This is a genomic window from Neisseria sp. HMSC067H09, from assembly GCF_001814135.1.
Classification (GTDB): Bacteria; Pseudomonadota; Gammaproteobacteria; order Burkholderiales; family Neisseriaceae; genus Neisseria.
The window spans coordinates 78,993-97,006 of record NZ_KV814919.1; the positions used below are offsets into that span (position 1 = coordinate 78,993).

Below are 18,014 nucleotides of genomic sequence, written 5' to 3' on the forward strand. Positions count from 1 at the left end.
GGCAGCCGTGTCAGAGGCTGCCGTTTTTGTTAAGATATGCCGTCCCAACATTATTTTTCAGACGACCTTTTGCTTGTTCAATACTTGGGTTTTCAATACGGTAACCGACCGTCGTTATTCCCGCGCAGGCGGGAATCCAGGGCTGTCCAGCTGGAAACCTATTGGGTAAAAAGTTTCCTAAATTCTACGTTCTAGATTCTCGCTGGAGCCTGCCCCCGCACAGGCGGGGACGGGAATGACGGGGTTTAATAAACAGCTTTATCAGAATTTATCTTAAAAAAAAGGTCGTCTGAAAACAGAAAGACACACCATCATGACCGCATCCATGTACATCCTTTTGGTATTGGCGCTCATCTTCGCCAACGCCCCCTTCGTTACCGCCAAATTTTTCGGCGTGATTCCGCTCAAGCGCAAACATATCGGGCATCACCTCGTCGAATTGGCGGCAGGCTTCATCCTGACCGCCGTCCTCGCCTACATTCTCGAATCCCGCGCCGGCGCGGTTCAGCATCAAGACTGGGAATTTTACGCCACCGTAGTCTGCCTCTACCTGATATTCGCCTTCCCTTGTTTCGTATGGCGTTATTTCTGGCACGCGCGCAACCGCGAATAAGCTTTTCAGACGACCTCCCGCCTATCCCGCCACCCCGAACAAACGAGAAAAACCATGTCCCTGCAAAACCTCTCCAACATCCGCACCCTTGTCGTCAAAGTCGGCTCCAGCCTCGTTACCGCGGGCGGCAAAGGCATAGACCAAGCCGCACTCGACCGTTGGGCGGCGCAAATCGCCAAACTGGGTAAACAAGGCGTGCAAACCGTCCTCGTTTCCAGCGGCGCCATCGCCGAAGGCATCAAGCGGCTGGGCTGGAGCAAACGCCCCACCGCCATCAACGAACTGCAAGCCGCCGCAGCCGTCGGGCAAACCGGCATCGCCCAAGCCTACGAAAACGCGTTCGCACCGCACGGCATCCGTACCGCCCAAATCCTGCTCACCCACGACGACCTGAGCAACCGCACCCGCTACCTCAACGCCCGCAGCACCCTGCAAACCCTGCTGTCCAAAGGCATCGTCCCCGTCATCAACGAAAACGACACCGTTACCACCGACGAAATCAAGCTCGGCGACAACGACACCCTCGGCGCACTCGTGACCAACCTTATCGAAGCCGACGCCCTCGTCCTTCTGACCGACCAAAAAGGCCTTTACGACAGCGACCCGCGCAAAAATCCGCAAGCCAAACTGATTCCGACCATCGCAGCCGACCATCCCGACCTCGAAAGCATGGCGGGCGGCGCAGGCAGCAGCGTCGGCACCGGCGGCATGTACACCAAAGTGAGAGCCGCCAAACGCGCCGCACTCAGCGGAGCCGCCACCGTCGTCGCATGGGGTGGCGAACCCGACGTCCTCGTCCGCCTCAAACAAGGCGAAAGCATAGGCACGCTCTTTACCAGCGCGCACAGCCGCGTCGCCGCCCGCAAACAATGGCTGCTCGGACACGTCCAAACTGCCGGCAGCCTGACCGTCGATAGCGGCGCGGCAAAAGCCCTGACCGAACAACACGCCAGCCTGCTGCCCGTCGGCTGCATCCGCGCGGACGGCCATTTCCACCGCGGCGAACTCGTCGCCATCCTCGATACCGACGGCAAAGAAATCGCCCGCGGCCTCACCAATTACAGCAGCGGCGAAACCGCCAAAATCCTGCAAACCCCGTCCGAGCGCATCGCCGAAAAATTAGGCTATACCCACGAAGACGAACTCATCCACCGCGACAATATGGCGTCGCATTGGTAGGGAAGGGGAAAAGTAAATATATAAGGTCGTCTGAAACTCAAAAATGCGGTTTCAGACGACCTTTGGTTTATTTGGGCAGACAAATTCAGATTGCAGGCCGGATATCCGTATTCGGTGGAGAGGTTGAGGTTTTCCCTGCTTTTTCACGACGATGAAATGTCGGCTTTGGAAATTCGATTTGCCGCTTCGAACCCGGTTAAAACGATAGTGGATGAACATTTAGCTAAATGACTTTATTTTCGATACGCAAATTATCGGTTTTCGTCATTCTCGCGCAGGCGGGAATCCATTTTTGAAACCCAGAAACTGTTTTTCAAATCAAGGTTTCTCAAGTTTCACGATGGATTCTCGCCTGCACGGGAATGACAGAATTTGATGATATGCCGGATTTAAAGTTAAGTATGTTTGCTATAGCTGCGTTATTCCGAATCCACTTTATCTGTTATCTGCCTAAAGGCCGTCTGAAAACCGTCCGCCTTGTCCTCGCAAAATTTCTGCTAAAATCAAATGCCTTATCCCTTTCAGACGACATCGCCATGCAAGCACATACATTGGTCTGGTTCCGCCGCAACCTGCGCATATGCGACAACGCCGCGTTGTCCGCCGCCGTGAAGCAGGGATTGCCTGTGGCAGGCGTGTGGGTGGCGCAGGGGTCGTCTGAAATCCCCAATCTGCGTCAGGATTGGTTTCATTATCAGGCGGCGGCGGCTTTGCATGGCTCTCTGGCGGCGAGCGGCGTGGCTTTGTATGCGGTGAACCGTGTGGAAGAATTGCCTGCTTTGGTGGCGCAGTTGAATGTTCAGACCGTAATTGCCGACGAAGCCTATACGTCGTCTGAAATCGGGCAAGATAACCGCATTTGGCGGATTTTGGATGGAAAAGGCGTTGCGTTCGAGCGCGTTAACGACCGTGCCGTATTTGCCAAAGCAGACATCATGGGCAGCCACGGCGCGCCTTATACCGACTTCCCGCATTATAAAGAAGCATGGCTGGCTTTGTTTCGTCAGCGGTTCGGCGGGCAGGATGCAGTTTGCCGTCAAACCGAAATTTTTCAGACGACCTCAGCCGAAATGCCGCCGTTTCCAGCGTGGAATGGGCAACAGGATATGGTTTCTGCGCAGCGCGGCGGCGAAGATGAAGCGGACAAACAATGGCGGCAGTTTGAAGCAAATATCGGGTTTTATCCGATTATGAAGGATTTTCCCGCCAGAAAAGGCACCAGCCGCTTGAGCGCGTATTTGAGCGCAGGTTGCATTTCGCCGCGCGTGTTGGCGACTGAAGCCGCAGGGCAGGGCGCAGATGCTTGGTTGGACAATTTGATACGGCGCGATTTCTATCAGCAGCTTGCTTACCACCGCGCCCGCATCGAGCCTGAATCTGATGCCGAATCTGCGCCGTTTTCAGACGACCTGATGGAACGCTGGCGGCGGGGGGAAACAGGTTTTCCGCTCATCGATGCCGCCATGCGCAGCCTGAAATCGGGCGGCTGGCTGCATCCCGCCCTGCGTTCCCTGACGGCAGAATTTTTGTGCGGCGTCCTGCATCAGCCGTCCGAACACGGCATCGTTTGGTTCGCCGCGCAGCAAACCGATTTCGACCCCGCGTTGAACGAAGGCAATTGGCAAACCGCCGCCCGCAACGCACGCCGGCGTTCCATCGATATAATCCAAACCGCCCGCCGGCTCGACCCCGACGGCACATTCGTCCGCCGCCACATTCCCGAGTTGGCGCACTTACCTGTCAACCTCGTCCATACCCCGTGGCTCGCCTCGTCTGAAATTGACGCACACGGCTATCCGCCGCCCGTCGTCGCGCCTTAAAGGTCGTCTGAAAGCAGTATTGGGGGTTTCAGACGACCTTGCCTTCCATCCTGTCCGTATTGCCTGATTCCCGTTACAATACCGCCCGATAAACCCAAAAATCTCAACAAGATAGCCCCAATCATGAACGCTTCACAACGCGAACGCTTCGTCAAACGCTGGCTCAACTCCTACGAACGCTACCGCTACCGCCGCCTCATACACGCCGTCCGGCTCGGACTGGCCGTACTATTCTCTACCCTGCTCGCCAAACTCCTCCACCTCCAACACGGCGAATGGATAGGCATGACCGTGTTCGTCGTACTCGGCATGCTCCAATTTCAAGGCGCGATTTACTCCAAAGCCGTCGAACGCATGCTCGGTACCGTCATCGGTTTGGGCGCAGGCCTGACCCTGTTGTGGCTCAACCAGCACTACTTCCACGGCGGCATTCTCTTTTACCTGACCGTCGGCACCGCCAGCGCAGCCGCAGGTTGGGCGGCGGTCGGCAAAAACGGCTACGTCCCCATGCTTGCCGGACTGACCATGTGCATGCTCATCGGCGACAACAGCAACAACTGGCTCGACAGCGGGCTTATGCGCGCCATGAACGTCCTGATCGGCGCCGCCATCGCCATTGTCGCCGCCAAACTCCTTCCCCTGCGCTCCACGCTCATGTGGCGGTTTATGCTTGCCGACAACCTGACCGAATGCGGCAAAATGATTGCCGAAATCAGCAACGGCAAACGCATGACCCGCGAGCGGCTGGAGCAAAACATGGTCAAAATGCGCCAAATCAACGCCCGCATGGTCAAAAGCCGCAGCCACCTCGCTGCTACATCAGGCGAAAGCCACATCAGCCCCGCCATGATGGAAGCCATGCAGCACGCCCACCGCAAAATCGTCAACACCACCGAGCTGCTCCTCACCACCGCCGCCAAGCTGCAAGCCCCTACCCTCAACGAACACGAAATCCGCCTGCTCGACCGCCATTTCAACCGCCTCCAACGCGACCTGCGCCTGACCGTCCGCCTCATCAAAGGCCACTACGCCCGCCGCATCCGCATCGACACCTCCATCAATCCCGAGCTGGGCAAACTCGCTGCCCGCCTCCATTACGAATGGCAAGGCTTCCTCTGGCTCAGCACCAATATGCGCAACGAAATCTCCGCACTCGTCATCCTCCTGCAACGCAGCCGCCGCAAGTGGCTGGACAAACACGAACTCCAACGCCTGCGTGAACACCTGCGCGAAACCCGCGAAGGCGATTTGGAAGAAGAGGTCGTCTGAAAACGTCCGACTGATGATACAATTTCACCCGAATATCCCACTTGGAACACGGTCATGAGTCTCTACGCCATCGCCCACATCATCCACCTCTATTGCGCCATCGCCTTTGTCGGCGGCGTATTTTTCGAAATGCTGGTTTTGTCCGTCATGCACACCGGCCGCGTCTCGCGCGAATCGCGCCGCGAAGTCGAACGCGCCATGTCCTACCGCGCCGTCCGCGTTATGCCGCCCGTCGTCATTACGCTTTTCATCAGCGGCATCGTCATGGTATTCAACCGATACCTGCCCTTTTTGAGCCAACCCTTCGCCACCTCATTCGGTACGCTCCTTACCCTCAAAATCCTGTTGGCAGTCAGCGTCCTCGTCCATTTCGCTATCGCCGTCGTCAAAATGGCACGGCACACCCTGACCGTCGGCTGGTCCAAATACATCCACGCCGTCGTATTTTCCCATATGCTGTTTATCGTATTTTTCGCTAAAGCCATGTTTTACTTGTCTTGGTAAGCTGTTTTCAGACGACCTTTCCCGACACTGAAAAGCAGCCATCCAACCACCTCATCACAAGGAATCCGAATAGATGACCGAACACCCTTCCGTCGGCTTGCCCCTTTTCTACGGCGTGTTCTTCGCCGCCGTTTTCATCATGATCATCATCGACATGCTCTCGCTAAAAAAAAGCGGTGCGCATAAAGTCAGCGTCAAAGAAGCCGTCGCCTGGAGCTGCGTCTGGGTCGCCGTATCCTGCGCTTTCGCAGGCTGGCTCTATTTCGAGCTGGCAGGCAACCCCCTCTACGGTGCCGTCGTTGCCAAAGAAAAAACCCTCGAATTTTTCACCGGCTACATCCTCGAAAAATCCCTTGCCGTTGACAACATCTTTGTTTTCCTGATGATTTTCGGTTACTTCAAAGTTTCCCCGAAATACCAGCACCGCGTCCTCCTTTACGGCGTGTTCGGCGCCATCGTCCTGCGCGCCCTCATGATTTTTATCGGCGCGGCACTGGTGCAGCGGTTCGAATGGATTCTCTACATTTTCGGCGCATTCCTCGTCTATACCGGCATCCATATGATGAAACCGGAATCCGAAGAAGAGGACCTCTCGCAAAACAAGATTTTGGGCTGGCTTAAAAAAGTCATCCCCGTCAGCCATCAGTTTGAAGGCGAAAAATTCTTTACCGTCGAAAACGGCAAGCGCATCGCCACCCCGCTTTTGCTCGTCCTCATCATGGTAGAGTTGAGCGACGTCATCTTCGCCGTGGACAGCATTCCCGCCGTCTTCGCCGTAACCACCGACCCCTTCATCGTCCTCACCTCCAACATCTTCGCCATACTCGGGTTGCGTGCCATGTATTTCCTGCTTGCCGATGTCGCCGACCGTTTCATCTTCCTCAAATACGGCCTCGCCTTCGTCTTGAGCTTCATCGGCATCAAAATGCTGATTATGCACTGGGTGCACATCCCCATCTCCATTTCCCTCTCCGTCGTCTTCGGCGCACTGGGCGCATCCATCCTTACATCGCTGGTGTACACGCGTCAGCAGCAGAAATAAGTTTGGCGGATAAAGGAAGGTCGTCTGAAAGCGGAAAAACCGTTTTCAGACGACCTTTTTTGCTGATGCAGCCCTCTATACATCCTATTTGTAACGGCATTTAAATATCAGTTAAGAAACAAGGCCCAAAATCGCCCCTGCCTTGTCGGAATCGCCGAATGACGGTACTATGCGCAGTTAACAGCTTGATTGCCGTTCGGATGGTCATGCGTCCGGGCGAGGTTTTAAATTCAGTATCTTATTTGAAAGCAGAAAATGATTAACGATATTCAAAAAACAGCGGAAAGCAAAATGCAGCGCTCGGTAGAAGTGCTGAAAGAGAATTTGGCGAAAGTGCGTACCGGCCGTGCGCATACCGGTCTGTTGGACCAAGTGGAAGTCGAATACTGGGGCAGCATGGTTCCGGTCAGCCAAGTTGCCAACGTAACGCTTCTGGACGCGCGCACCATCGGCGTAAAACCTTTTGAAAGCAATATGGCAGCCAAAGTCGAGAAAGCCATCCGCGATTCAAACTTGGGTCTGAACCCGGCAGCCGTCGGCGATTTGATCCGCGTGCCTATGCCTATGTTGACCGAAGAGCGCCGTAAAGATTTGATTAAAGTCGTACGCAGCGAAGCGGAAGAAGGACGCGTGTCCATCCGTAACGTGCGCCGCGATGCAAACGATCACATCAAAAAACTCTTGAAAGACAAAGAAATTTCAGAAGACGAAGCACGTCGCGGCGAAGAAGCGGTTCAAAAACTGACCGACAAATACATCGCCGAAGCCGATAAAACGCTGGCTGCCAAAGAAGAAGATTTGATGGCGATTTAAACCCTTGTCCGCGGCGTTTCAGACGACCTTTGAACCGCCGCGCTGCGAAAGGCAGAGATGAAGAGCAGCACGCAGACCATTTTGGAACATACTTCGGTTCCGAAGCATATCGCCGTGATTATGGACGGCAACGGCCGTTGGGCGAAAAAGCGTTTCCTTCCCCGCGTGATGGGGCACAAACGCGGCTTGGACGCGTTGGAAAATATGGTAAAGCATTGCGCCAAACTGGGTGTGCAATATCTGACCGTGTTTGCCTTTTCGACTGAAAACTGGCGCCGCCCCGAAGACGAAGTGTCATTCCTGATGGGGCTGTTTTTGCAGGCTTTGCAAAAACAGGTGCGCCGTCTGCACGAAAACAATATGCGCCTGAAGGTGTTGGGCAGCCGCGAACGCTTCAACCGGCAGATTCTGCAAGGCATCGAAGAGGCGGAAGCGTTGACGGCGAACAATACCGGCCTGACCCTGAGTATCGCCGCGGATTACGGCGGCCGCTGGGACATTTTGCAGGCGGCAAACAAACTGATTGCCGAAGGCGTATCCGAGATTACGGAAGACGCGCTGGCGAAACACTTGATGCTGGGCGATGCGCCGGAGCCGGATTTGTTCATCCGCACCGGCGGCGAAACGCGCATCAGCAATTTCCTGCTTTGGCAGATGGCGTATGCCGAACTTTATTTTACCGATACCCTGTGGCCCGATTTTGACAGCAAAGCCTTGGACGATGCTGTCGCCTCGTTCCAAAAACGCGAACGGCGCTTCGGCCGCACTTCGGAACAGCTGCCGGTAGAGCAGCAAAGGGGTTAAAAATGTTGAAACAACGGATTATCACGGCGCTGTGGATGCTGCCGTTGATGCTCGGTATGCTGTTTTACGCGCCGCAATGGCTGTGGGCGGCATTTTGCGGATTGATTTCCCTGGTTACGCTGTGGGAATACGCCCGCATGAGCGGATTGGAAAAACTGAAAACCAATCATTATCTTGCCGCGACACTGGTGTTCGGCGTCATCGCTTATGCAGGCGGTTGGACGCTGCCGGATATCGTCTGGTACGCCGTTTTGGCGTTTTGGCTGGTCGTTATGCCTTTGTGGCTGAAATTCAAATGGAAATTGAACGGCGGCTGGCAGGCTTATACCGTCGGCTGGCTTTTGGTCATGCCGTTTTGGTTCGCACTCATGTCCCTGCGTCCGCATCCCGATTACGCCTTGTCGCTGCTTGCCGTGATGGGTTTGGTGTGGGTTGCCGATGTTTGCGCGTATTTCAGCGGCAAAGCGTTCGGCAAACACAAAATCGCACCGACCGTCAGCCCCGGCAAGAGCTGGGAAGGCGCAATCGGCGGTGCGATTTGCGTGGCGGTGTACATGACTGTGGTGTGGTGGGCTGGTTGGCTCACGTTTGACGCAGGCTGGCTCAATACCGTGTTAATCGGTTTGGTGTTGACTGTTGTCAGCGTATGCGGCGACTTGCTGGAAAGCTGGCTCAAACGCGCAGCGGGCATTAAAGACAGCAGCAATCTGCTGCCTGGTCACGGCGGCGTGTTCGACCGCGTGGACAGTCTGATTGCCGTCATCAGCGTCTATGCCGCCTTTGCGAGTTTGTTCTGAAGCGGTTAAAAATCGTTGGAACACATCAAACACAATATCGAATAAGCGTTTTCAGACGACCTTTTCGACCTCAAGCCCAAAGGTCGTCTGAAATCCGGAAGCAGTACATAAAGAACACACCATGACACAACAAGTCCTGACCATATTAGGCAGTACCGGTAGCATAGGCGAAAGCACGCTGGACGTTGTCTCCCGCCACCCCGAAAAATTCCGCGTATTCGCGCTGGCGGGGCATAAGCAGGTTGAGAAACTGGCTGCTCAATGTCGGACGTTCCGACCCGAATATGCCGTCGTTGCCGATGCCGAACACGCCGCCCGGCTTGAAGCCCTGTTGAAACGCGACGGCACGGCGACGCAGGTTTTACATGGCGCGCAGGCATTGGTTGACGTTGCGTCTGCCGACGAAGTCAGCGGTGTCATGTGCGCCATCGTCGGTGCGGCGGGGCTGCCTTCCGCGCTGGCGGCGGCGCAAAAAGGCAAAACTATTTATCTGGCGAACAAAGAGACGCTGGTGGTTTCCGGCGCGTTGTTTATGGAAACCGCCCGCGCAAACGGCGCGGCGGTGTTGCCCATCGACAGCGAACACAACGCCATTTTCCAAGTTTTGCCGCGCGATTACACAGGTCGTCTGAACGAACACGGCATCCGTTCGATTATCCTGACCGCTTCCGGCGGCCCGTTTCTGACGACCGATTTAGGCACATTCGACAGCATTACGCCCGCGCAAGCGGTCAAACACCCAAATTGGAGCATGGGGCGCAAAATCTCCGTCGATTCCGCCACCATGATGAACAAAGGTTTGGAGCTGATTGAAGCGCATTGGCTGTTCAACTGCCCGCCTGACAAGCTCGAAGTCGTCATCCATCCGCAGTCCGTGATACACAGCATGGTGCGTTACCGTGACGGCTCCGTGCTGGCGCAACTGGGCAATCCCGATATGCGTACGCCCATCGCTTATTGTTTGGGTTTGCCCGAGCGCATTGATTCGGGTGTCGGCGACCTCGATTTCGACTCATTGTCTGCACTGACTTTCCAAAAGCCCGACTTTGACCGCTTCCCCTGTCTGAAGCTCGCTTATGAAGCCATGAACGCGGGCGGAGCCGCGCCCTGCGTATTGAACGCCGCCAACGAAGCCGCCGTCGCCGCCTTTTTAGACGGACAGATTAAGTTTACCGACATTGCCAAAACCGTCGCCCACTGTCTTGCACAAGACTTTTCAGACGACCTCGGCAACATCGAAAACCTGTTGGCGCAAGATGCCGTTACCCGCAGACAGGCGCAGGAATTTATCGCCGCATTGGGATAAACCGTGCCGCAACGATAAAAAATGACAGGTCGTCTGAAAACCCGCCCATCCGTCATGTGTGGCGGACAAAACGGCAGACTGACTTTATAATCGGCAAAATAACGCCAATAATATTTTCTACACATTGCGAATGCTTTTCAGACGACCCCTGCCTTGATACGTCGTCTGAAACATCGACAACGTCAACCCATACCCAACCAGAGAGATTCTTTTGCAAACCCTTCTAGCTTTTATTTTCGCCATCCTGATTTTGGTCAGCCTGCACGAGTTCGGACACTACATCGTTGCCAGATTGTGCGGCGTCAAAGTCGTACGCTTTTCCGTCGGCTTCGGCAAACCGTTTTTCAGCAGAAAACGCGGCGATACCGAATGGTGTTTGGCGCCCATCCCCTTGGGCGGCTATGTCAAAATGGTCGATACGCGCGAGGGCGAAGTGGCTCAGGCAGACCTGCCTTACGCCTTCGACAAACAGCATCCCGCCAAACGCATCGCCATCGTCGCCGCAGGTCCTCTGACCAATCTCGCGCTGGCGGTTCTGCTTTACGGCTTGAGTTTTTCCTTCGGCGTTACCGAAATCCGCCCTTATGTCGGCATGGTCGAGCAAAATACCATTGCCGCCAAAGCAGGTTTTCAGCCCGGAGACAAAATTATTTCGGTTAACGGCGTTAACGTCGGCGAGTGGGAAAAAGCCCAGCAAGAAATCGTGTTGAACATCGAGTCAGGCAAGGTAAATGTTGCCGTTCAGACGACCTCGGGACAAGAAGCCATGCGGATTATCGATGCCGCAGGCACGCCCGAAGCAGGTAAAATTGCGAAAAACCAAGGCTATATCGGGTTGTCGCCTTTTAAAATCACCACCCGTGTCGGCGAAATGAAAGAAAACAGCCCTGCCGAAAAAGCCGGTTTGAAAAAAGGCGACAAGCTGATCAGCGCCGACGGACAAGACATTGAGTCTTGGCAGCAATGGGTGGAAATCGTACGCCAAAGCCCGGGTAAGAAAATCGGATTGAGCTACGAGCGCGACGGTAAAACTTTTCAGACGACCATCCGTCCCGACAGCATCCAACAACCCGACAAAACACTGGTCGGCAGGGTAGGCTTCGGTCCTCAGGGCGACGAAGCGTGGACAAAAGAAATCAAGCGCGAATATAAGCCGTCTGTCGCAGAAGCATTTGCGATGGGCTGGGACAAAACCGTCGACAATGCTTGGACGACGGTAAAATTCTTCGGAAAACTGATTACAGGCAATGCCTCCCTGAACCATATTTCAGGTCCGCTGACCATTGCCGACGTCGCCGGAAAAACGGCACAGCTGGGGTTTCAAAGCTATTTGGAATTTCTCGCATTGGTCAGCATTAGTTTAGGCGTGTTGAACTTGTTGCCCATCCCCGTGTTGGACGGCGGGCATTTGGTGTTCTACACTGCCGAATGGATACGCGGAAAGCCCTTGAGCGAGCGCATACAGGCAATCGGCCTGCGCCTCGGACTGGCTGCCATGCTGTTAATGATGGCACTGGCTTTCTTTAATGACATCAACCGTTTGTTTGGATAATTTTATGAAATTGAAACAGATTGCTTCTGCTTTGATGGTATTGGGCATGTCGCCTTTGGCATTTGCCGACTTCACCATTCAAGACATCCGCGTCGAAGGTTTGCAGCGCACCGAACCGAGTACGGTCTTCAACTACCTGCCCGTCAAAGTCGGCGACCAATTCAGCGACGCACGCAGCGAAGAAATCATCAAAACTCTGTATGCGACCGGTTTTTTTGACGATGTCCGCGTAGAGACCATGGGCAATCAGGTCTTGCTGACCGTTATCGAACGCCCGACCATCAGCACGCTGAACATCACCGGCGCGAAAATGCTGCAAAACGATGTGATCAAGAAAAACCTTGAATCCTTCGGTTTGGCTCAATCCCAATACTTCAATCCTGCCACGCTGAGCCAGTCTGTCGCCAGCCTGAAGGAAGAATACAAAAGCCGCGGCAAACAGTCGGTCCAAATCACGCCGACCGTAACCAAACTTGCGCGTAACCGCGTTTCTATCGACATCGCCATCGATGAGGGTAAAACCACAAAGATTACCGAAATCGAATTTGAAGGCAACAAAGTCTATTCCGACCGCAAGCTCATGAAGCAAATGTCTTTGAGCGAAGGCGGCATGTGGACTTGGCTGACTAAGAGCAACCAGTTTAACGAGCAAAAATTCTCGCAAGACATGGAGCGCATCAGCGAGTTCTACCAAAACAACGGCTACTTCAATTTCCGCATTCTGGATACCGACATCCAGACCAACGAAGACAAAACCAAGCAAACCATCAAAGTTACGGTTGACGAGGGCGAACGCTTCCGCTGGGGCGACGTGCGCATAGAAGGCGACACCCGCGAAGTGCCGAAAGAAGAGCTGCAAAAACTGCTGACCATGAAAAAGGGCAAATGGTACGAACGCGCCCAAATGGTCAAATCGCTCGAATCCATCCAAAACCGCATGGGTACGGCAGGCTACGCGTTCAGCGAAGTCAATGTCCAGCCTGTTCCCAATGCCGAGACCCAAACTGTCGATTTCGTCCTGAACGTCGAACCCGGCCGCAAAATCTATGTGAACGAAATCAACATCACCGGCAACAACAAAACCCGTGACGAAGTCGTGCGCCGCGAATTGCGTCAGATGGAATCCGCACCTTACGACACCTCCAAGCTGCAACGTTCCAAAGAGCGTGTCGAGTTGCTGGGTTACTTTGACAACGTACAATTCGATGCCGTGCCGGTTGCCAATACGCCCGACCAAGTCGATTTGAACATGAGCGTGAACGAGCGTTCTACCGGCTCTTTGGATATGAGCGCGGGCTGGGTTCAGGATACCGGCTTGGTCATGTCTGTGGGCGTTTCCCAAGACAACCTGTTCGGTACGGGTAAATCCGTTTCCCTGCGCGCTTCACGAAGCAAAACCACGCTGAACGGCTCGCTGTCGTTTACTGATCCGTATTTCACACCCGACGGCGTGAGCCTCGGTTACGATATTTACGGCAAGTCTTACGACCCGCGTAAAGCCTCTTCCAGTGCGAAACAATATAAAACCACCACCGCAGGTGGCGGCGTGCGCATGGGCATCCCCGTGACCGAATACGACCGCGTCAATTTAGGTCTGGCGGCGGAACACCTGACCGTGAATACCTACAAAGGCGCGCCTAAACGTTATGCCGACTTTATCAACCAATACGGTAAAGGCGCGGACGGAGTGGGCAGCTTCAAAGGTTGGCTGTACAAAGGTACGATCGGCTGGGGACGCAATAAAACCGACAGCGCATTGTGGCCGACCCGCGGTTACATGACCGGTATCAACGGCGAAATCGCCCTGCCGGGCAGCGACCTGCAATACTACACGCTGACCCACAACCAAACTTGGTTCTTCCCGCTAACTAAAGACTTTACCCTGATGCTCGGCGGCGAAGTCGGCGTCGGCAACGGCTACGGCAAAACCAAAACCATGCCGTTCTTTGAAAACTTCTACGGCGGCGGCTTAGGCTCCGTACGCGGTTACGAGAGCGGTACGCTGGGTCCGAAAGTCTATGACGAATACGGCGAGAAAATCAGCTACGGCGGCAACAAAAAAGCCAACGTTTCCGCCGAGTTGCTATTCCCGATGCCGGGTATCAAAGACTCCCGCTCCGTCCGTCTGAGTCTGTTTGCCGACGCGGGCAGCGTATGGGACGGCAAAACGTATAACGACAGCAGTAGCAATACCTACTACACCAACAATGCCGCTCAAAACCCATACGGCTTAGGCAAGACCCACAAATCGACCTTCAAGGAAGAGTTGCGCTACTCTGCCGGTGCGGCAGTAACCTGGCTCTCGCCGCTGGGTCCGATGAAGTTCAGCTACGCTTACCCGATCAAGAAAAAAGACAGCGACGAAATCCAACGCTTCCAGTTCCAATTGGGTACCACATTCTGACGTAGGCAGAAAAAGGTCGTCTGAAAACTGACATCCCTATGCGGTCAAACGTTTTCAGACGACCTGAAGGAAAAGGGGCAGGGCGTCCTGCCTCTTTTTTAAAACAAACCGTCATCCCGCTGATTGGCGGGATACAAAATCAAGGAAATCCAGATGAACATCATTGCCAACGCCTTCCGCCTCGGCGGCGCGGCTTTATTGGGCTTCGGGTTGATGAACCAAGCTGCGGCGGCGGAAGCCGTACAGAAAATCGGCTTTATCAATACCGAGCGCGTTTATCTTGAGTCCAAGCAGGCGCAACGCATTCAGACGACCTTGGAAAAGGAATTCCGCAGCCGTCAGGACGCTTTGCAGAAATTGCAGCAAGAAGGTGAGAAGCTCGAAAAATCCCTGTCCGAAGGCAAATTGCAGAGCAAAGAGCGTGAAGCTGCGGCAAAACGCTGGGGCGAGCTGGTTCAGCAGTTCCGCAAGAAACAGGCGGAGCTGGCAGAAGACTACAACCTGCGCCGCAACGAAGAATTTGCCGCCCTCCAGCAAAACGCCAACCGCATCATCGTCGATCTTGCCAAACGCGAAGGCTACGATGTGATTTTGCAGGACGTGATTTACGTCAACGCGCGTTACGACATTACCGACAGCGTGATTAAAGCCCTGAATACACGTTAATCGGAAGGCTGAACGAGATACAGCAAACCTGTTTTCAGACGACCTCTTTCAAGCAAAGGGTCGTCTGAAAATCCAATAAACGATATAATTACTTGTCTTATCACTCCTGCCGGCATACGTTTTAGGCAAACCGTTCTGTCCGACTGCTCCCGCCGTCCCTTTTCAGACGACCTCATCCCAAAGCTTACGAAACATCATGACTTCAAAAACCTACACCCTGTCCCAAATCACAGCGCAGCTTGGCGGCGAATGGCGCGGCAAGGACATTTCCGTCGCCGCCGTGCGCCCGCTCGCAGACGCGCAGGCGGAACACATCAGCTTCCTCGCCAATCCGAAATACAAAGCCGAAGTCCACGACAGCAGCGCGGGTGCGGTCATCGTTTCTGCCAAAGCAGTGGACGAATTTGAAGGGCGCAACCTGATTGTCGCCGACGACCCCTATCTCTATTTCGCCAAAGTCGCCCGCCTGTTTTCGCCCATCGTCAAAGCGCGCGGCGGCATCCATCCGACCGCCGTCGTCGAAGAAAGTGCGACCGTTCCCGCCAGCTGCGAAATCGGCGCAAACGCCTACATCGGCGCGAACACCGTACTCGGCGAAGGCTGCCGCATCTTGGCAAACGCCGTTGTCCAACACGATTGCAAACTGGGCGACGAAGTCGTCCTGCATCCCAACGCCGTCGTTTATTACGGCTGCACACTGGGCAACCGCGTCGAAATCCACAGCGGCGCAGTCATTGGCGCGGACGGATTCGGACTCGCCTTCGCCGGTGATTCATGGTTTAAAATCCCGCAAACCGGCGCGGTAACGCTGGGTGACGACGTAGAAATCGGTTCGAACACCAACATCGACCGCGGCGCGATGAGCGACACCACCGTCGGCAACGGCACCAAAATCGACAACCAAGTCCAAATCGGACACAACTGCAAAATCGGTTCGCACACCGTCATCGCCGCCAAAACCGGCATCTCAGGCAGCGTTACCATCGGCAGCTACTGCATCATCGGCGGCGGCGTCGGTACGGTCGGACACATCGAAATCGCCGACAAAACCACCATCGGCGGCGGCACGTCCGTCACCCACAGCATTACCGAAAGCGGCAAACACCTCGCCGGCATCTTCCCGATGTCCACCCATAAAGAATGGGCGCGCAACGCCGTTTACATCCACCGCCTGAGCGAAATGAACAAACGCCTCAAAACATTGGAAAACCGTCTGAGCGACAGCGAAAAAGACGAATAACCCCACAATCGGTTTACATGGCGGATGCGCTTTAAATCCCGACAAAGCGGCAAAACCTGCCGTTTTAAAGCCCCCGCGATGAAACCGCCCAGCCAACCCCGAAATACCAAGGAATACGACGAACATGGACGTACAACTCCCCATCGAAGCCAAAGACATCCAAAAACTCATTCCCCACCGCTACCCGTTTTTGCAACTCGACCGCATCACCGCCTTCGAGTCCATGAAAACCCTGACCGCGATTAAAAACGTCACCATGAACGAGCCGCAGTTCCAAGGCCATTTCCCCGACCTGCCCGTCATGCCCGGCGTACTCATCATCGAAGCCATGGCGCAAGCCTGCGGCACACTCGCCATCCTCAGCGAAGGCGGCCGCAAAGAAAACGAATTCTTCTTCTTCGCCGGCATAGACGAAGCCCGTTTCAAACGCCAAGTCATCCCCGGCGACCAGCTTGTTTTCGAAGTCGAGCTGCTGACCAACAAACGCGGCATCGGCAAATTCAGCGCCGTCGCCAAAGTGGACGGACAAGTCGCCGTCGAAGCCATCATCATGTGTGCCAAACGCGTGGTTTGAGTGTTCAGAAAAAGGTCGTCTGAAAGTTTCAGACGACCTGTTGCCGTCGCGCATCTTTTCGGCAACACGACAGGAAAGGAAAAACATGACCCTCATCCACCCGACCGCCGTCATTGACCCCAAAGCCGAACTCGACTCCAGCGTCAAAGTCGGCGCGTACACCGTTATCGGCCCCAACGTCCAAATCGGCGCGAACACCGAAATCGGCCCGCATACCGTCATCAACGGCCACACCACCATCGGCGAAAACAACCGCATTTTCCAATTTGCCAGCCTCGGCGAAATCCCGCAGGACAAAAAATACCGCGACGAGCCAACCAAGCTGATTATCGGCAACGGCAACACCATCCGCGAATTCACCACCTTCAACCTCGGCACGGTAACCGGCATCGGCGAAACCCGCGTCGGCGACGACAACTGGATTATGGCGTACTGCCACCTCGCGCACGACTGCGTCATCGGCAACCACACCATCTTCGCCAACAATGCCTCGCTCGCCGGACACGTTACCATCGGCGACTACGTCGTCTTGGGCGGCTACACGCTGGTGTTCCAGTTCTGCCAAATCGGCGACTACGCCATGACCGCCTTCGCCGCAGGCGTACACAAAGACGTACCGCCTTACTTCATGGCGGCAGGCTACCGCGCCGAACCCGCAGGCATCAACAGCGAAGGCATGCGCCGCAACGGCTTCACCGCCGAGCAGATCGCCGCCGTCAAAGATGTGTATAAAACCATCTACCACCGCGGCATCCCGTTTGAAGAAGCCAAAGCCGACATCCTCCGCCGCGCCGAAACGCAGGCGGAGCTGGCGGTGTTTAAAGACTTCTTCGCCCAATCCACGCGCGGGATTATCCGCTGAAGACGGAATCTGCCTGAAGGTCGTCTGAAAACCTGACCGCTTTAACGACGGTTTTTTGATCCGACAAACCTTACCAAGATCGTCTGAAAAGTTTGCAGGTTTGCCGTTTCAGACGACGTTGTTTTCGTAACATTTGCCTTGTCCTTTCCACGTTTGGCGTGGGAATGGCGGTGACGCAAGATTCTGTCTTCCATCTAATCGAAAAGGTCGTCTGAAAACTGGGAAACCAAGTTTCAGACGACCTTTTGATTTGTTGGCACGATGTTGATCATGCGTATTTTAGGAACAGATGATTTTGGGCGCGGCATTTTTTAAATGAACCAAGTGCCTGCTGTTCCGCCCGCTTTAGTGGACGTGGCTGCTTTCTACGCCGCCTTTGATTTCACCATAGACTTGTGCAGAGCTGCCTTGTCCGGATTGGGCGGCGCAGGCGTTGAGGAGCAGGAGGGCGGTGGTGAGGAAGAAGAATTTTTTCATGCGGGTTTCCTTTGGTTGGATGGGAGGGGAGGTCGTCTGAAACCCAATAATATAGTGGGAGACCTTTGCAAAAATAGTCTATTAACGAAATT

17 protein-coding genes are annotated in these 18,014 nt (G+C 54.7%); 16 read left to right on the forward strand and 1 reads right to left on the reverse strand.

All coding sequences use genetic code 11. From position 1 onward, the window contains the following. The first annotated feature begins 313 nt into the window (after nucleotides 1-313). The 16 genes from HMPREF2954_RS07490 to lpxA all read left to right on the forward strand — a co-directional run bounded on the left by HMPREF2954_RS07490 (nucleotide 314) and on the right by lpxA (nucleotide 17,445). Nucleotides 314-613, forward strand: a complete 300-nt coding sequence (locus HMPREF2954_RS07490) for a DUF2818 family protein (RefSeq protein ID WP_045072649.1) — start codon at nucleotides 314-316, stop codon at nucleotides 611-613. 54 nt (nucleotides 614-667) lie between these two features. Continuing rightward, nucleotides 668-1,792 (forward strand): glutamate 5-kinase, encoded by a 1,125-nt coding sequence (gene proB / locus HMPREF2954_RS07495; protein WP_045072650.1) that lies wholly within the window; start codon nucleotides 668-670, stop codon nucleotides 1,790-1,792. A gap of 536 nt (nucleotides 1,793-2,328) precedes the next feature. Beyond that, nucleotides 2,329-3,612, forward strand: a complete 1,284-nt coding sequence (locus HMPREF2954_RS07500; RefSeq protein WP_045072651.1) for an FAD-binding domain-containing protein — start codon at nucleotides 2,329-2,331, stop codon at nucleotides 3,610-3,612. Between the two features lie 123 nt (nucleotides 3,613-3,735). Beyond that, nucleotides 3,736-4,881, forward strand: a complete 1,146-nt coding sequence (locus HMPREF2954_RS07505; protein WP_045072652.1) for an FUSC family protein — start codon at nucleotides 3,736-3,738, stop codon at nucleotides 4,879-4,881. Nucleotides 4,882-4,935: 54 nt separating this feature from the next. Next, nucleotides 4,936-5,385, forward strand: coding sequence for a CopD family copper resistance protein (locus HMPREF2954_RS07510; protein ID WP_016686900.1), 450 nt, complete (start codon nucleotides 4,936-4,938; stop codon nucleotides 5,383-5,385). Between the two features lie 73 nt (nucleotides 5,386-5,458). Then, nucleotides 5,459-6,427 carry a TerC family protein gene (locus tag HMPREF2954_RS07515; protein ID WP_045072655.1) on the forward strand — a complete coding sequence of 323 codons (969 nt, stop codon included), beginning with the start codon at nucleotides 5,459-5,461 and terminating at the stop codon, nucleotides 6,425-6,427. A gap of 255 nt (nucleotides 6,428-6,682) precedes the next feature. Then, complete coding sequence (gene frr, locus HMPREF2954_RS07520; RefSeq protein ID WP_003758927.1) at nucleotides 6,683-7,240, forward strand: ribosome recycling factor; 558 nt, start codon at nucleotides 6,683-6,685, stop codon at nucleotides 7,238-7,240. A gap of 57 nt (nucleotides 7,241-7,297) precedes the next feature. Further along, nucleotides 7,298-8,044 (forward strand): isoprenyl transferase, encoded by a 747-nt coding sequence (locus HMPREF2954_RS07525; RefSeq protein WP_003758925.1) that lies wholly within the window; start codon nucleotides 7,298-7,300, stop codon nucleotides 8,042-8,044. A gap of 2 nt (nucleotides 8,045-8,046) precedes the next feature. Continuing rightward, complete coding sequence (locus HMPREF2954_RS07530) at nucleotides 8,047-8,841, forward strand: phosphatidate cytidylyltransferase (RefSeq protein WP_045072656.1); 795 nt, start codon at nucleotides 8,047-8,049, stop codon at nucleotides 8,839-8,841. 121 nt (nucleotides 8,842-8,962) lie between these two features. Further along, the gene (ispC, locus tag HMPREF2954_RS07535) at nucleotides 8,963-10,147 is read left to right on the forward strand and encodes a 1-deoxy-D-xylulose-5-phosphate reductoisomerase (protein ID WP_045072657.1); all 1,185 of its coding nucleotides are present in this window, start codon (nucleotides 8,963-8,965) and stop codon (nucleotides 10,145-10,147) included. A gap of 211 nt (nucleotides 10,148-10,358) precedes the next feature. Continuing rightward, nucleotides 10,359-11,699 (forward strand): RIP metalloprotease RseP, encoded by a 1,341-nt coding sequence (gene rseP, locus HMPREF2954_RS07540; protein WP_045072659.1) that lies wholly within the window; start codon nucleotides 10,359-10,361, stop codon nucleotides 11,697-11,699. A gap of 4 nt (nucleotides 11,700-11,703) precedes the next feature. Further along, the gene (gene bamA / locus HMPREF2954_RS07545) at nucleotides 11,704-14,103 is read left to right on the forward strand and encodes an outer membrane protein assembly factor BamA (RefSeq protein WP_045072661.1); all 2,400 of its coding nucleotides are present in this window, start codon (nucleotides 11,704-11,706) and stop codon (nucleotides 14,101-14,103) included. 162 nt (nucleotides 14,104-14,265) lie between these two features. Further along, nucleotides 14,266-14,769 (forward strand): OmpH/Skp family outer membrane protein, encoded by a 504-nt coding sequence (locus HMPREF2954_RS07550; RefSeq protein ID WP_457818119.1) that lies wholly within the window; start codon nucleotides 14,266-14,268, stop codon nucleotides 14,767-14,769. A 196-nt stretch (nucleotides 14,770-14,965) separates the two neighbouring features. Then, nucleotides 14,966-16,009 carry a UDP-3-O-(3-hydroxymyristoyl)glucosamine N-acyltransferase gene (gene lpxD, locus HMPREF2954_RS07555; protein ID WP_003767855.1) on the forward strand — a complete coding sequence of 348 codons (1,044 nt, stop codon included), beginning with the start codon at nucleotides 14,966-14,968 and terminating at the stop codon, nucleotides 16,007-16,009. A gap of 124 nt (nucleotides 16,010-16,133) precedes the next feature. Continuing rightward, nucleotides 16,134-16,583: a 3-hydroxyacyl-ACP dehydratase FabZ gene (gene fabZ / locus HMPREF2954_RS07560; RefSeq protein WP_003741990.1), complete on the forward strand. Its 450-nt coding sequence runs from the start codon at nucleotides 16,134-16,136 to the stop codon at nucleotides 16,581-16,583. Nucleotides 16,584-16,668: 85 nt separating this feature from the next. Continuing rightward, the gene (gene lpxA, locus HMPREF2954_RS07565; RefSeq protein WP_039404531.1) at nucleotides 16,669-17,445 is read left to right on the forward strand and encodes an acyl-ACP--UDP-N-acetylglucosamine O-acyltransferase; all 777 of its coding nucleotides are present in this window, start codon (nucleotides 16,669-16,671) and stop codon (nucleotides 17,443-17,445) included. A 345-nt stretch (nucleotides 17,446-17,790) separates the two neighbouring features. Here lpxA and HMPREF2954_RS13260 read toward each other — a convergent pair whose 3' ends face one another. Continuing rightward, a complete protein-coding gene (locus HMPREF2954_RS13260; RefSeq protein ID WP_019270783.1) occupies nucleotides 17,791-17,922 on the reverse strand; it encodes a hypothetical protein in 132 nt (43 codons plus the stop codon). Nucleotides 17,923-18,014 lie beyond the last annotated feature (92 nt).